12 protein-coding genes are annotated in these 14606 nt (G+C 50.5%); 8 read left to right on the top strand and 4 right to left on the bottom strand.

What is annotated here, in order from left to right:
• Positions 1-93 precede the first annotated feature (93 nt).
• The 3 genes from DWX59_RS29980 to DWX59_RS11910 all read right to left on the bottom strand — a co-directional run bounded on the left by DWX59_RS29980 (position 94) and on the right by DWX59_RS11910 (position 4052).
• Positions 94-486, bottom strand: a complete 393-nt coding sequence (locus DWX59_RS29980) for a PD-(D/E)XK nuclease domain-containing protein (protein WP_330665761.1) — start codon at positions 484-486, stop codon at positions 94-96.
• Positions 476-1633, bottom strand: a complete 1158-nt coding sequence (locus DWX59_RS11915) for an AAA family ATPase (protein WP_353626636.1) — start codon at positions 1631-1633, stop codon at positions 476-478. The genes DWX59_RS29980 and DWX59_RS11915 overlap by 11 nt, the downstream gene beginning before the upstream one ends.
• Before the next feature lie 214 nt (positions 1634-1847).
• Complete coding sequence (locus tag DWX59_RS11910) at positions 1848-4052, bottom strand: extracellular solute-binding protein (protein ID WP_117559365.1); 2205 nt, start codon at positions 4050-4052, stop codon at positions 1848-1850.
• A gap of 196 nt (positions 4053-4248) precedes the next feature.
• Here DWX59_RS11910 and DWX59_RS11905 point away from each other — a divergent pair, with 196 nt between their 5' ends.
• From DWX59_RS11905 to DWX59_RS11880, 6 genes are read left to right on the top strand one after another with little or no spacing between them, the layout of a single operon-like run.
• The gene (locus DWX59_RS11905; protein WP_117559363.1) at positions 4249-5085 is read left to right on the top strand and encodes an HAD hydrolase family protein; all 837 of its coding nucleotides are present in this window, start codon (positions 4249-4251) and stop codon (positions 5083-5085) included.
• Positions 5086-5140: 55 nt separating this feature from the next.
• Entirely contained in the window at positions 5141-6016 is an 876-nt protein-coding gene (locus DWX59_RS11900; protein WP_117559361.1) for an HAD family hydrolase, read from the top strand.
• A 47-nt stretch (positions 6017-6063) separates the two neighbouring features.
• A complete protein-coding gene (locus tag DWX59_RS11895; protein WP_227115981.1) occupies positions 6064-7065 on the top strand; it encodes a Bug family tripartite tricarboxylate transporter substrate binding protein in 1002 nt (333 codons plus the stop codon).
• A 43-nt stretch (positions 7066-7108) separates the two neighbouring features.
• The gene (locus tag DWX59_RS11890) at positions 7109-7810 is read left to right on the top strand and encodes a tripartite tricarboxylate transporter TctB family protein (RefSeq protein ID WP_117559358.1); all 702 of its coding nucleotides are present in this window, start codon (positions 7109-7111) and stop codon (positions 7808-7810) included.
• Positions 7811-7819: 9 nt separating this feature from the next.
• Positions 7820-9346, top strand: coding sequence for a tripartite tricarboxylate transporter permease (locus tag DWX59_RS11885; protein WP_117559356.1), 1527 nt, complete (start codon positions 7820-7822; stop codon positions 9344-9346).
• Complete coding sequence (locus DWX59_RS11880; RefSeq protein ID WP_117559354.1) at positions 9339-10256, top strand: MBL fold metallo-hydrolase; 918 nt, start codon at positions 9339-9341, stop codon at positions 10254-10256. The genes DWX59_RS11885 and DWX59_RS11880 overlap by 8 nt, the downstream gene beginning before the upstream one ends.
• 110 nt (positions 10257-10366) lie before the next feature.
• Here DWX59_RS11880 and DWX59_RS11875 read toward each other — a convergent pair whose 3' ends face one another.
• A complete protein-coding gene (locus DWX59_RS11875) occupies positions 10367-10720 on the bottom strand; it encodes an inorganic diphosphatase (protein ID WP_117559352.1) in 354 nt (117 codons plus the stop codon).
• A 234-nt stretch (positions 10721-10954) separates the two neighbouring features.
• On the opposite strand from DWX59_RS11875, the gene DWX59_RS11870 reads away from it, so the two are divergent.
• A complete protein-coding gene (locus DWX59_RS11870) occupies positions 10955-13279 on the top strand; it encodes a sigma-54 interaction domain-containing protein (RefSeq protein WP_117559350.1) in 2325 nt (774 codons plus the stop codon).
• A 134-nt stretch (positions 13280-13413) separates the two neighbouring features.
• Entirely contained in the window at positions 13414-14589 is a 1176-nt protein-coding gene (locus DWX59_RS11865; RefSeq protein ID WP_117559348.1) for a MalY/PatB family protein, read from the top strand.
• Positions 14590-14606: the final 17 nt, after the last annotated feature.

Raw genomic sequence — 14606 nt, 5'->3', positions numbered from 1 at the left:
TTCGGTGCTTTGTCTTATACGTGAATTGCATCTTTCCGGTACGGATAAGATTGACATATTCTGATTTTCTTCGAGCGCTTCAAAATACAGATACTATGGTTCTTTATAATACTCCTCTATAACGCACTCATGCGCTTTGGTCTTAGTACTATAATTTATTCCTACCAACAATAGCTTTCCGCTATAGTTTTCCAGAGATTTTGCATAACGCCGTTCCTTAATCTGTGTGATTGCACCTTCTGACGAATGATTCCATTTCAACTCCACAATTATACCCGGTTTATCCAGGTGATTCTGACGAGGAAGAAACACAATATCCGCATACCCTTTCCCCGAAGGGAATTCACGGATACACTGATAGTATTCCCGTGCGCTGTAATAGGCAAGGGAAATGACACAGGACAATGCATTTTCATCATTATAGGCCAAGATGGATGTTTCCATATGGGACTCTGAAAGCCCCATCGCAACCGTCTCACTGTCCATATTCCATGTGGCCGCCAGAATCTTTCTTTGATTGTTCTATGGATTTCACCACCATATCCCATCCGGCTGATTCTACCGCATTGAAAAATTCCGAAGATATTTCCGAGTTTGGAATAAACACCTCTCTGGATATGAAATCATATCCCAAATATCCCAAATGCACCAACAGGGTCAGTACATCATCCGCTGACTGAAAGGTTGTCATATCATTGGAAAAGGTGTTTGTATTAACCGTTCTTCTCCCGCCGGCCAGGAGATTCACCACAGTGTCTTTCAGGCCCTTATAATTCATGACAATATAATTACGCAGTGCTTCAAATGTCTCTGTTTTATTCCAGAAATTATCATAATCTCCGGTCAGCATTGCGCTGACAACTGAACGCGGATTATAGATATGGGTATCTCCCCCGAAGCAATAGCCATCATACCAGCGCTGTATCTCGAAAAAATCCATTTTATACTGTTCGCACAATACCTTCACTTCCCACTCCGTAAATCCTGTAAAAGCAGCCAAGGGGCCGGGATTTGTCATGGAAAATTCATCAAACATATTCAGGGCGGAATGAGAACCATACTTCTTGATTGGCAGTATACCCGTCATATAGGCAAGGGCGACATAACTCTGATCCTTCAGGAGATTGCGTATAAAGTCAAGATAAATCTTCTGTCCCTTTGCATCATCCCTATTTTCACGGAAAATACAGTCCCATTCATCTATAATAAAAATAAACGGGTCCGATGTTTCTCCATAAATATCCATCAGGCTGCTGATTAAGTCCGACTGATCCAGGTAATCAATATCCGGATACACTTTCATAAGATCCCGGAGCAACGACTTTTCAATCATGCTTCTCAGCTTCATGATATCATGTGTCCGGCTTAAAAACGTTTGAATATTTAAAAAAATCACATTGTACTTGTTCAGATGCTTTTTGAACATTTCATCTTGTGAAATAGATAGCCCCTGAAACATCTCTGACGAATCAATATCTTTCTCATAATATGCAGTCAGCATATTTGCAGCCATGGATTTTCCAAAACGTCTCGGACGGCTCACACAGACAAAACGCTGTTCCGTCTTCAATACAGAATTTGTATAAGAAATCAATCCGCTTTTATCTACATATATTTTAGAATTTAATGCCATTTTAAATCCATCATTTCCCGGATTTAAATATACTCCCATAGCTTATCACGCTCCCATTCCTAATTTAGTAGATATTCTTCTAGTGTAAAGTATTTTTCCTTAACAATCCAGTATTAATCATATTTCCCACATTTTTCTCAAACAAATACTAAAATAAGGGAGCATATCAGGCTGAAATTCCAGCCTGATATGGCAGCCCTCTTTGTATTCCCGCCTAACTGCTTAGGGAACGCAGATATTCCTGGGCATCTGACAGCGCCTGTTCAGGCGTTTTCCGCCCGTTCAGGGCATCTAATAACCTTTGCCCCAATTGACATTCAAATTCCTTCTGGTCATAGCTGAAGGAACGGAAGGACAGGAGCGGCCTGCTTATGCCGTCCTTGATGTGTTCGGCCAGGTACTTAAGCCATGGATATGAATCAATGATATCCTGCTGCTCATAGACAATGGCAGAGGAAGATATCCCCCCAAGCATCACAAGGGCAGGGGCAATATCCGGGCCAGTGGCCCATTGTATGAACCGGCAGGCCTTTGCCGCATGTTCCGAGAACCTGCCCACGCCCAGGGAACCGCCTGCCAGCAGTGAATTATTGCCGGGCAGCGGGGCAAACCCGATATCCCCGTTAAAGGCGGCGCCCTCAGCCCTTACAAACTGGGAAGCGTAGTGAAGGTACAGGATAGTGGTTGCATAGGAACCGTTCACAAAGCCGGAAGCCACCTCGCTCCAGTCATGGGTGTGCGTGGTATCGGCATATTTGGAAAAACGTATATAATCCTTAAGTGCAGTGATGGATGCATCGGTCTGGAGGTTGATCATTCCCTTAGGGGTATAGGCCAGCCCCCCGGCAGAAATAAGCCTGGGAAGATACTCGCTGGTTACGGAGGTCTGGCTGGTATAGGCAGCGATACTGGAACCGTATGGCGTAGGGGAATCACTCCTGCATGCCCTGGTAAAGAACCTGGCCACGGTTTCCAGTTCCCCGTAGGTGGCGGGGACCTTAAGGGTGCTGCCGGATTCTTCATAAAAGGCGCGCTGCTGTGCCACGCTTTCAAACAGGGATTTTCTGTAGAAGAGCAGCTGCATGCTGATATCAAAGGGGTAGGCGTATAAGGTCCCGTTAAACCTGGAATAGTCCTCCGGGATGGAATCCAGGAGATGCCTGAAATGACGGTCCGCGTCCCTGTCCGCCTCTTCCAGGGGAAGAAGGATTCCGGGAGCCATATGGGACAGGCTGGAGGGGTCCACCCGGATGATATCCCACCGGTCATCCCGGGACGCGGCTTTGTTCAGTAACTCGCTTAAGGACGTGGTAATGATGTCCACCTGGATTCCCGTGCTCCTGGTAAACTGGGGAAGCAGGGTCCTGAGGGCTGATATGGTGGGGGTATTGTGGGCGAGCATGCGCAGGGTGCATCTGTCCTGTGGGTGTATGCCGCCTATGGCGCCGGCTGTCCTGTCCTTTGGCATCACTGCCCTGGAACCGTAACAGATTCCGGAAGGCATGAATATCCTGGAGGCCAGGGGTTTTTCATAATTCAGCGTATGCATCAGGGCTTCGGCGGCCGACATGCCCAGATACCTGTAATTCAGCTGGATGTTAATATAATGGTTGTCCGGCAGTGCGGTAAGCGGCGAGAGACAGATGATGCAGGGGCTGCTGCCGGTGAACCTGGTATAGGCATTTTCCGCCAGACGCGCCAGCAGCCCGCTGCCGGCAATACAGTAATCAGCGTGAGGATGGTCTGCGGCCAGCCGGTAAGAGGAAGGGGAGAGTTCACCGTGATTGTTTTCATAGATGGAACCGTCTTCCATGGGGATCAGGCGCTGTAAACCTGATTTTAAAGCCAGCTGGTCCCTGAAGGAGAGGGAATCCAAAAGAAAGCATACATCCGGCGCCCCATCCATCACAGAGGAAATCAGCCTGGCTGCTTCTTCCATATCAAAGGTATAGGAACAGAGCGCCTGTTGGGCTCCCTGACGTTCAAGGAAAACCACAGGGATGTCCGCGGTGAGGAAGGGGGCGTATTCGGCCTGCCCATCCTCAAGGCAGGACACGGTAAGCACACCCATGACCTTTTCCCTCATGGCCTCAAGGATGACCTCCCGCTCCCTGTACGGCTGGTCCCCGGATATGTACAGGCAGACCTTGCAGTCAAATCCTTTGGCCGCTCCCAGGACGCCCATGTAGATATCGCTGTATTTTTTTTCGGAAATGTCTGGGATAATGAGGGCAATGGAACCGGATACCCCTTTGCGCAGGGTGCTGGCGCGCTTGTCAAGGCTGTAGCCAAGCCTGGCGGCCGCGTCTTCTACCATCCGGATCTTTTCGTAACTGACACAGCCCCGTCCGTTCAGGACGTTTGATACTGTGCCACGCGACACCCCGGCAGCTTTGGCTATGTCGTTCATGGTTGCCATAAATAGTCCTCCCTTTTTAACAAAAAGTATATCATAATCATATACCCATTTCAAGAATTGAAAGCAATGGGGGCCACATGATTGGAACGAGATAATTTTTCAAACATTTTACATACCTAAATGATTGACACGTGATAATCACGGTGTTAATATAAAGTTAAGAAGAAATTAAATTGAAAGACACAGGAGGATTACTATGGATATAAAGGCAATACTTCTTGACTTTGACGGAACCACCCTTCAGCGGGACCAGGTGTTTATTTCAGTCAGAAATATGTACGCAATCAGAAAAGCGCTGGATAAAGGTATATACATAGTTCCTTCAACCGGCAGGGCTGAGAATATGCAGCCTCCCCAGATAGAAGCTGAAAAGAGGATCCGCTATTATATTACTTCCGGCGGGGCCAGGGTAGTGGACCACAGCACCGGGGAAATTATCCATGAGGAAATCCTTACGCCGGAGGACAGCGGGGGGATGTGCAGGGTATTCGAGGGCAGGAATATATATACGGAGATAGCTGCGGGCGGGAAGATATACCTGGAAAAGGCCGTGGCAGACCATCTGGAACAATATCCGGTCCCTTCCCACCATGTCTGGTTCATTGAGGCAGGAAGGCAGATTGTGATAGATAAGCCGTCCCGGTATTTTTCAGAGAACGGCATTGGGATTGAAAAAGTAAACATGTACGGCATTCCGGCAGGTTTACAGCAGCAGATATATGACGAAGTGGAACATTCAGGCGTGGCACACATAACCGATCCCGTGGGAGAGAACATGCAGTTCTTCCCCCAGGGCCTTGACAGGACCAGAGGGATCAGGAAACTGCTGGATAAACTGGGTATTTCCATGGAACAGGTAATGAGCATCGGGGATTCGGTGCTGGACGCGGAGGCTGTCAGGGCGTCGGGCGTCGGGGTTGTGGTGGGAAATGCACCCCAATGGCTGAAGGATGAGGCTGATTTTGTGACGGCTCCATTTGACGAGGACGGGGTTGCCATTGCCATTGAAAAATTCATTTTGAATAAAGGTTAGCCATTGGGCGTGCCTGTTGGCCGCTGCGGGCGGCTGGCTGCAACGGAGGTAAAGAATGGGAAAAGAAGTATTTGAAAGCTTCAGGCCCGGGCATCAAAGGCTGGTATGCATTGACTCGGACGGCTGTGCATTTGACACCATGGAGATAAAGCACAAGGAGTGCTTTTGTCCGGCCATGATAAAGCATTGGGGATTACAGCCCATATCCAAGTATGCAAGGATGGCCTGGGAGTTTGAGAACCTGTATTCAAAGGACAGGGGATTGTCACGTTTTATCACGCTGTACAGGTCCATTGAGTTGTTAAAGGACTGGGACGCGGTCAGGGAGTATGACTTTGAGTTTCCGGATACAGGGGCATTGGGCAGGTGGCTTAGGGAGGCGCCCGCTGCCAATAATGCCGCGCTGGCAGGATCAGGTGACCCTGTCCTTGAGAGGACCCTCTGCTGGTCCCTGGAATCCAATGAGCGTATATCGGATATGGTTTACGGCATACCGCCGTTTCCGCATGTAAAGGAGTCCATTTTAAGCCTCAGCCGGGAGGCGGACATCATAGTGGTTTCCGCCACTGCCAGGGAGGCCCTTCAGCGGGAGTGGGAGGAAAACGGCCTTCTGCCCTATGTGTCCATGATCTGTTCCCAGGACGAAGGTAGCAAGAAGGAGTGCATCAGCCGGGTCAAAGACCACTATGCACCGGATTGCGTGCTGATGATTGGGGATGCCCCCGGGGACATGAGGGCGGCCCATGACAACGGCGTGCTGTTTTATCCCATCAGGCCCGGGGATGAGGTGGGCTCCTGGAAGGAGTTCAAAGAGGTTTATATGGAAATGTTCCTGAACCGCACATACGGGTCAGGGAGCGAGGCAGCGCTCATAGGACGTTTTGATGAATGCCTGCCTGTTTTACCGCCATGGAAAGCTATGCATTTGTAACATACAAGTGATGTACCATAAAACAAAATACCAAGGAGGTTCATACTATGAAAAGAAAAGCAATTGTAGCGGCTGCGCTTGCGGCAGCCATGACGGCCACACTTATTACAGGCTGCGGCAAATCCAAAGAGGCTGCATTTCCTGACCCGGAAAAGACAATTACCCTGATTGTTCCCCAGGGAGCGGGCGGCGGCACGGATACCCAGGCCCGTCAGCTGGTGGAGGCCATGAAGGAGGTTTCCGGCAACAACAATATCATAGTTGAAAACGTAACAGGCGGCTCCACGGGAACCGGTACCAACCAGGTCATTGATTCCGAGGCGGACGGATACACGCTGCTTATGTACGGGACATATGTAATCTGCGGCACCATGACAGGTTATACGGACGGATTTAAAGAGCTGGATTTCATAACAGGCCTTTCCATGGAGCCATTCGTGCTTGCGGTTAACGCGGATTCACCCTACCAGACCCTGGACGACCTGATTCAGGCTGCCAAGGCTGACAGCGGCAAGGTCACCCTGGGCAATGCAGGCGCCACCGCCACCACAGGCGTTGTTGCCTATGGGCTGAATAATGCGCTGGAATCACCTTTTAACGTTGTTTCATTTAACGGCGGTGCGGAGCTTATCCCGGCAGTGCTGGGCGGCCACTGTGACGCAGGTATATTCTCACAGTCAGAAGTGCTTGCAAACATTGACGGCTTAAGGCCCCTGGTATTCTTTGGGGAAGGCCATTCCGTGCTGGCTGAACTTCAAGACGTTCCCAATCTGGCAGATGCGGGTTATGGAGACCTTACGGTGCCGGGCGGCTGCTTCAGGGGCATCTGTGCGCCGAAGGGCACACCCGATGAGGTAAAGACATACCTTGCGGACGTGCTTGAGAAAGCATACAATTCCGATTCCTTCCAGAACTGGCTGAAAGAGCAGGGACTGCTGGGCGATTATTCAAAACTTGGGGATTTTGAAAAGTATAACGGGGAAATGGTCGAGTCCATGAAGCCCATCATCAAGGCAACCGGTCTGGCAAAAGGGGAATACGCTGAATAAGAACGGCCGTGTCTGAGTCTGATAGAATTGCGAAGGTGGATGTATGAAACTGAAAGTAAAATTAATGCCGGCTTTCATGACGGTATTATCAGCCCTTTACTTTATATATGTATTGTCGGGCGGGGATACTACCCTGTCGGCGGATGCTGTTGGCGGGGATCCGGGAGGCAAGGTGCTTCCCCTGGCAATGGCGGTGTTCCTGTTTGCCGGCTTCCTTTATATTACCCTTAAGGAACGTCCGGATGGACAGGGCATGGATACGGGAACAAAAAGGCTTTTCCTCATTACCCTTATCCTGTCGGTCCTGTATGTATTACTGATCAGGCATGCAGGCTTCATCCTGCTTTCCTCCCTGCTGCTGTACTGTCTGGAGTATATCTATACGGCCGCCGGCCAGGATTGTGATAAGAAGCAGGCTGTCCTGGGAGGCCTGGGGACCATGGGGATCACGGCGCTTGGGTATTTCATCATGAGGACAATTACCAAAAGCCTTATGCACCTTGGAAGGATAGGCGATTTTCCCGGGATATTTACCGTATCAACATTCCAGGCAGTGATTTCCCTGGCATATGTGGCTCTGTTCACCTTTGCTGTCAGCAGGACCTTGTGCAGGAAGCTGAAGGCGGCGGGAATGAAGCGGATTGCGGACCCGGGTCTTCTTACCTTGGCCACGGTACTCTTTTTATATGTTGTATTTAAACAGTTTTTCAGTGTGAATCTGGCTCCGGGCATATTGGACTTTTAGGAGGTAACTATGAGTGAATTTATTGCAGGGGTAGGGCTTGTGGCCCACCTTTCAACGTTCCTGTGGTGCGCGTTCGGAGCCGCCCTTGGCATTGTCCTCGGCGCCCTGCCGGGGCTTACCGCAACAATGGGCATTGCCCTTGTCATCCCCATATCCTACCAGTTAGATACCGCCACCGGCATTGGACTGCTTCTGGCCGTGTACTGCGGCGCTGTATGCGGCGCATCCATACCCGCCATACTTTTAGGCATACCGGGCAACCCCAATGCCATAGCCACCACGGAAGACGGACAGCTTATGACCAAGAAGGGGATGGCCGGGCAGGCGCTGGGGGCCGCGGTCATTGCCTCCATGATCGGCGGCCTGGGTTCGGAGATATTCCTGATTTTCTTCAGCCCCCTTGTGGCGAAAATGACCCTGGCCTTTGGCCCTGCTGAGAAATGCACGCTGGCCCTGGTGGGTATCGTGATCATCGCCGCGGTTTCCGGCGACGACATACTAAAAGGCCTGCTCATGGGAGCCCTGGGCTTTGTGTTCGCGTTTTTGGGGCCGGACCCCATGTCAGGGGCGCTGCGGATACCATTTGTATCCGTCCTTGGGAAGACGCCCTTTGCAAACGGCCTGGATATGACCTCCACGCTGATTGGGCTTTACGGCGTCAGCCAGGTGTTTTCAGAACTGGACAATTTCAGGAAGCCGCAGAACAAGGAGATATGTACGGATATCGGAAAAATATTCCCCCCAATGAAGAAAATCCTGTCCATGTGGAAGATCATCTTTTCGTCCCTTGGAATCGGCACCCTGATTGGCGCCATACCGGGAACCGGGGCCAGTATCGCGGTGTTCATGAGCCGCAATGCTGCTTCCAATATATGTGAGCACAGCAAGGGAAAGCTGGACATGCCAGGAACCGGATGCCTGGAAGGCGTGTTTGCCCCGGAGGTGGCCAATAACGCGGTTACCGGAGGCGCGCTGATCCCTGCCTTAAGTCTTGGCATTCCCGGGGACTCTGCCACGGCAGTGCTGATCGGCGCCCTCATGATAAACGGGATTACGCCGGGATTTGCCCTGTTTTCCCAGAACATGCCCCTGGTTTATTCCATTTTCCTGACGCTTTTGATCTCAAACATATTTATGGGGGTGTTCCAGCTGGCAGGGGTCAGGTTTTATCCAAGAATCCTTCTTATTTCACAGCGCGTGCTGATGCCGGTGGTCCTGATTCTTTCATTTTTAGGGCCGTATGCCCTGGCTGGTTCTTCGGTCTCAAAAGGCGTTTATTTCCTTGGAACCGCCCTGGTCATGGGACTGGCGGGATATGTCATGAAAAAGAATAAGTATCCCATTGCGCCGGTGGTGCTTGGGCTGATTCTCGGGAAAATGTTTGAGGAACAGTTCAGGAGGGCTGTAAAGCTGGGCGGAGGTACATTTTCCAGGTTTTATACATCGCCTATCTGCTGGTTCTTCATCATGCTGGTTGTCTGTATTGTGACATCTGTGGTGCTTAAGAACAGAAAGCGCAGGGCAGACAATGCTTAAACTTATATTTTTAGGTGTAAATGGTTCCCTCCAGAATACGGACAGCGGCAATACCTCCCTTCTCCTTATGGGAAGGAAAGGGAGCCTGGCCGTGGACCTGTCATGTAACATCGGGACCCTGGTCAATGCCGGTGTGGACGCGGTAATCCTCACACATGAGCATATTGACCACGTATATGGACTTCCGTCGCTGTTGCACCAGATGTGGATTGCCGGCAGGAGGAAGGCCCTTGATATCTATGTGCCCAAAGGGCTGGAGGGGCTGGCGGACGGTCTGATCCAACTGTTCGGTATACGGGAAAAAAAGAACATGTTTGAAATCAGGATGCACACGGAACCCGTGTTTTCTGTGGGTACCATGAAGGTCACTACGTTTCCGACGGACCACACAAAGATGTCCATTGGGGTTGTTGTAGAAGAGGGCGATGTTATAGAGGATGGCGATGTTATAGAGGATGGCGATGTTATAGAGGATGGCGATGTTATAGAAGAAGGCGATGTTATAGAGGATGACGATGTTATAGAAGAAGGCGATGCTATAGAAGATAGTGATGCGATAGAAGATGCCATGGAGGATGCCATGAAAGGCCGCAGGGCTAAGCTGGTCTATACATGCGATACAAGGCCCCTTAGGGATATCCCCTCATTCATGGAAGGCGCCCAGGTACTGGTTCATGAGGCCTCCGGCCTTTCAAAAGACGGGGAGACGCTGCTGAGGAAGGGACATTCCAGCGGCGCGGACGCAGGGAAAATGGCCCGGATGCTGGGAGCGGATAAGCTGTATCTCTGTCATCTTCCCAGGGGGGAGGAGGCCAAGGCTGAAATCCTTCATGAGGCTAAGATGGTTTTTGAGGAGAGTTTCATACCAGAGGTGCTCAGGGAGATTGCGGTTGACGGTATTCACGTATAAATCCATAGTCAAGATAAGACAGCAGTGCTGCGTCATATAAATATGGCCGGTGCTGCTGTCTGTTGTTCAGGTAGGGAAACTTTTGTAAACATTTTGTAAACAGTGTCTTTTCAGGTGTCCAGCATTATGACTTCAGAGTCGAAATATTGTTCCTGGAAATGTATCTCTTTTTTAATGTGGTCCATGGAAAAGGTCTGGTTTTCTGGCGCGACCACCCATTTTTCTTCCTTATCATCATATCGGTGTACAACGGCGATTACCCTTCCGGTAAACTGCTTGACCGGTATATTGATACCTATGATGTAAGCGTCCTGTTCTTCCCCATCAGGCGCCATAATACCCTTTATGAAACCATAATTGATAGGGTAACGCATATCCGGATATTCCGGGTGGCAGGTACCGATTGCCCTGTCCACGGTTACTGTCACGGTATTCTTAGCCGCACTTCTTTTATCCGCATCCATTGGAATCCTGTCCTTTCGCCATGATTGGAATTTCATTTACTTTATTAATAGTACAATCCAGTTTATTATCTCATAAAAATCATAGGTATAAAAGCAAAACTTTTAACGGATACGGAATTACCAATAAAAGCAAATTGCACATTCAGCAGCATTTTGTTAATATGGTTTTAATGATGGTTAAAGATAATGGTTCAATTGGTCATAGAAAGTGAATATAAAGGGGAATGCTGACATATGAAGAAAACAATATCGGTCATAACATTAATCCCAAGGTCCAGCCGGTTTTATGCGGAGCAGGTCCAGGCCCTGTTCGGACAGTGGGCGCAGGTCCATTCTTACAGCACAGGGGACAGGTCTGTGGAGGGGATTGTGGAATCAGACCTGTATCTCCTGTCCACGGATGCTTTTGAGGACGCGCAGGAGGCCAGGCGGTATGTTCCGTCGGACGGGCAGGTGGTGGAAATCCAGCTCACGTATCCCAAGGAGGTAATACAGGACCTGAAGCGGATCCCAAGGGGGACCAGGGTCCTGTTTGTGAACGCCACCCGGCAGATGGCCAGGGAGGCCATCACACAGCTGGAGCAGCTGGGGGTGAACCAGATCGGGTTCGAGCCATATGGCCCAGACTCTCCTGTGCCGGAAGGCCTGGACATTGCCGTGACGCCGGATGAGGCCGGTTTTGTGCCTCCGGGCATGAAGAAGGTCATCAACATCGGGCACAGGCCGTGTACGCCCGGCACCATGATTGAGGCTGCCATCCGCCTGGGGCTGGAAGGACTGCTGGAGGAAAAACAGTTTCAGAATTATATGAAGACCATGGCGTCCGGTAATTACAGTTTTGATGAAATGTTTGCCAGGTCCAGGAAGATGGAGAGCCGTTTTGACATCCTTCTTGAGATACTGGATGAGGGAATGGTGGGGGTCAATGAAAAAGGGGAGGTATATGCGTGCAACCAAAAGGCCAAGGAGATAACAGGGGTTAACCGCAGCCTGATCATGGGCAGGATGGGAAGGGAGGTATTCCCCTATATTCCTTTTGATAAATGCATGAAGTCCAGGGCGCCTCTGGAACCAAGGCTTATCCGCATCGGCTCCGTGAATATCAACATGTCCCTTGTCCCTGTGCTGCGGCACGGGGAATGCATTGGGGCATTTGCCACCCTGCAGCCCTTTAATGAACTGGAGAAACGCCAGAATGAACTGCGCAGCCAGCTGCTCCACAAGGGATACAGGGCCAAGTACCGGTTTGACGATGTAATCGGCACATCCCAGTCAATTGAAAAAACAAAACAGATCCTGAAGAAAATGGCGGTAACCGAATCCCCGGTACTGCTGATTGGGGAGACAGGGACCGGCAAGGAGCTGTTTGCCCACGCGGTCCATCTGGCATCCGGGCGCTGCGACGGCCCCTTTGTGGCAATCAATGTGGCCGCCATGCCGGAAAACCTGCTGGAAAGCGAACTTTTTGGATATGAGGAAGGCGCGTTTACCGGGGCGCGCAAGGGCGGCCGGCCGGGATTGTTTGAATTTGCCCACAAGGGAACCCTGTTCCTGGATGAAGTGGAGGGAATGAGCCAGGCCATGCAGGTGAAGCTGCTCCGCGTCCTTCAGGAAAGGGAAATCATGCGTGTGGGCGGGAACCAGATCATCAATGTGGATGTGCGTATCGTGGCCGCGACCAATGAATCACTGGAGGAAAAGGTGGAGGACGGCAGTTTCCGCCGGGATTTATATTACAGGCTCAATGCCCTGCCTGCCCTTATTCCGCCCCTGCGTGAACGGGGAAATGATATCCTCCTGCTGATTGAAACCTTCCGGCAAAGGAGCAATGGCCGTTTCATCCTGTCAGATGAAGTGCGGGACCTGCTGCTTCATTACAGCTGGCCCGGTAATATAAGGGAACTTCAGAATGTGGTGGAATATCTGAGCTTTACGGGCCAGGACGAGATTGGGGTGGAAGACCTGCCGCCCACGTTCATAAAGATTAAGGATACGGATATGCGCCATGGCGCAGGAGGTCTGATGAGGGGATGGCTGACTGAAAATGGAAATAAATGGAAGATGGATGCGGCTGGCGCCGGAAATCCGGCCGGTGGAATCCCGGTCGGCGGAGCTCAGGCCGGCGGAATCCCGGTCGGCGGAGCTCAGGCCGGCGGAATCCCGGTCGGCAATACCATGGACGGTCAATACCCGAACGAGCAATACCCGAACGGGCAATACCCAAACGGGGAATATCCGAATGGTCAATACTTAGACGGCCAATACCCGGATGGTCAATACCCGAACGGTCAATACCCAAACGGCCAATACCCGGACGGCTTCTGGTTCGTGCTGGAACAGCTTTACAATGCATCGGAACAGGATGAACTGATTGGACGTGAGCGCATCCTGAAAACGGCAAAATCCAACTATATCCCCTTATCCCAAAAGGAAATACGGGACATACTGAATTACATGGCGTGCAATGGGATAGCCAAGGTAAGCAGGGGACGGGGAGGCAGCAGGATTACATTAATTGGTCGGAACAAGTGGGAGGAATACAAAAGAATGACCAATTAATCGAATTAGACCATTTGTTGGCAGGCAGTGGAACGGAAATAAAGGAAAAATCCCTCTGTAAAAGTTGGCATGAATTTTGCTTATATAAAATAATATAAATTTACTGCGATATAGCAGGGATTGGAAGGGTGAACATGAAATACAATTTTGACGAAATCATTGACCGCAGCCACAACAGGTCTGCCAAGTATGACGAAGCAGGTAAGAAGTTCGGATCCCGGGATGTGATACCGCTTTGGATTGCGGACATGGACTTTAAGACGGCCCAGCCCGTGATTGACGCCTTAAAGGCCAGGGCGGAGGAAGGCATCTGGGGTTATACGTCCCGTCCGGATTCTTACTATGAGGCTGTGTGCGGTTGGCAGAAGCGCCGCAACGGATGGGACATTGACAAGAGCATGATCAGTTTTAACCTGGGAGTGGTTCCCGCGCTGTCCTCCATGGTCTATGTGTTTACGGAGCCGGGAGACAAGGTGCTGATCCAGACCCCTGTGTACTCTGAATTCTACGATGTGACCGAGAGCTGGGGCCGTGAAGTGGTTGAGAGCCCGCTGAAGGAACAGGACGGACGCTGGATTATTGATTTTGAGGATTTTGAGGAAAAGGCAAAGGAAGCAAAGGTATTCTTCCTGTGCAGCCCCCACAACCCCCTGGGTATTGTGTGGACAAGGGAAGAACTTGAGAGGATGTGCCATATCTGCATTGCCAACAATGTGCTCATTGTTTCGGATGAGATCCATTCAGACCTGGTTTTCCACGGGAAGAAGCATATTCCCACCGCTACCTTATCGCCTGAGATAGCAGCCCATGTAATCAGCTGTATTTCCGGCACTAAAACCTTTAACCTGGCAGGGCTTCAGGCGTCAGCCACCATTTTCCCCAATCAGGAGTTAAAGGCACGGTTTGATAAGTTCTGGTTTAACCTGGATATACACCGCAACAATGCATTCAGCACCATTGCCATGGAAGTGGCGTTCAATGAAGGGGAAGAGTGGCTGGAGCAGCTGTTGGGATATATCGGAGGGAATTTTGAATTTATAAAAGATTACTGCGCTGCCAATATCCCCCAGGTTAAGCCAAATGTGCCGGATGCAACCTATCTGGTATGGCTGGACTGCCGCGGCCTTGGCATGGGCAATGAAGAGTTAAGGGATTTCATGATCCGCAAAGCCGGTCTTGGACTGAATGAGGGGTGGTCCTTTGGCCGCAGTTTATCAGGCTTCATGCGTCTCAACGCAGCCTGCCCGCGCCCTGTGCTTGAAAAAGCCATGGAGCAGCTGAAACATGCAGTAGACGCAAGAAATGCATAAAAACAATGCATAAAACA

This window comes from Enterocloster aldenensis, from assembly GCF_003434055.1.
Lineage (GTDB): Bacteria > Bacillota > Clostridia > Lachnospirales > Lachnospiraceae > Enterocloster > Enterocloster aldenensis.
This window is presented reverse-complemented; position numbering and strand designations above follow the sequence as displayed.

Coding starts and splice junctions, on each gene's coding strand:
- DWX59_RS29980 (WP_330665761.1), bottom strand. CDS start 486: ATGGACAGTGAGACGGTTGCGATGGGGCTTTCAGAGTCCCATATGGAA.
- DWX59_RS11915 (WP_353626636.1), bottom strand. CDS start 1,633: ATGGCATTAAATTCTAAAATATATGTAGATAAAAGCGGATTGATTTCT.
- DWX59_RS11910 (WP_117559365.1), bottom strand. CDS start 4,052: ATGGCAACCATGAACGACATAGCCAAAGCTGCCGGGGTGTCGCGTGGC.
- DWX59_RS11905 (WP_117559363.1), top strand. CDS start 4,249: ATGGATATAAAGGCAATACTTCTTGACTTTGACGGAACCACCCTTCAG.
- DWX59_RS11900 (WP_117559361.1), top strand. CDS start 5,141: ATGGGAAAAGAAGTATTTGAAAGCTTCAGGCCCGGGCATCAAAGGCTG.
- DWX59_RS11895 (WP_227115981.1), top strand. CDS start 6,064: ATGAAAAGAAAAGCAATTGTAGCGGCTGCGCTTGCGGCAGCCATGACG.
- DWX59_RS11890 (WP_117559358.1), top strand. CDS start 7,109: ATGAAACTGAAAGTAAAATTAATGCCGGCTTTCATGACGGTATTATCA.
- DWX59_RS11885 (WP_117559356.1), top strand. CDS start 7,820: ATGAGTGAATTTATTGCAGGGGTAGGGCTTGTGGCCCACCTTTCAACG.
- DWX59_RS11880 (WP_117559354.1), top strand. CDS start 9,339: ATGCTTAAACTTATATTTTTAGGTGTAAATGGTTCCCTCCAGAATACG.
- DWX59_RS11875 (WP_117559352.1), bottom strand. CDS start 10,720: ATGGATGCGGATAAAAGAAGTGCGGCTAAGAATACCGTGACAGTAACC.
- DWX59_RS11870 (WP_117559350.1), top strand. CDS start 10,955: ATGAAGAAAACAATATCGGTCATAACATTAATCCCAAGGTCCAGCCGG.
- DWX59_RS11865 (WP_117559348.1), top strand. CDS start 13,414: ATGAAATACAATTTTGACGAAATCATTGACCGCAGCCACAACAGGTCT.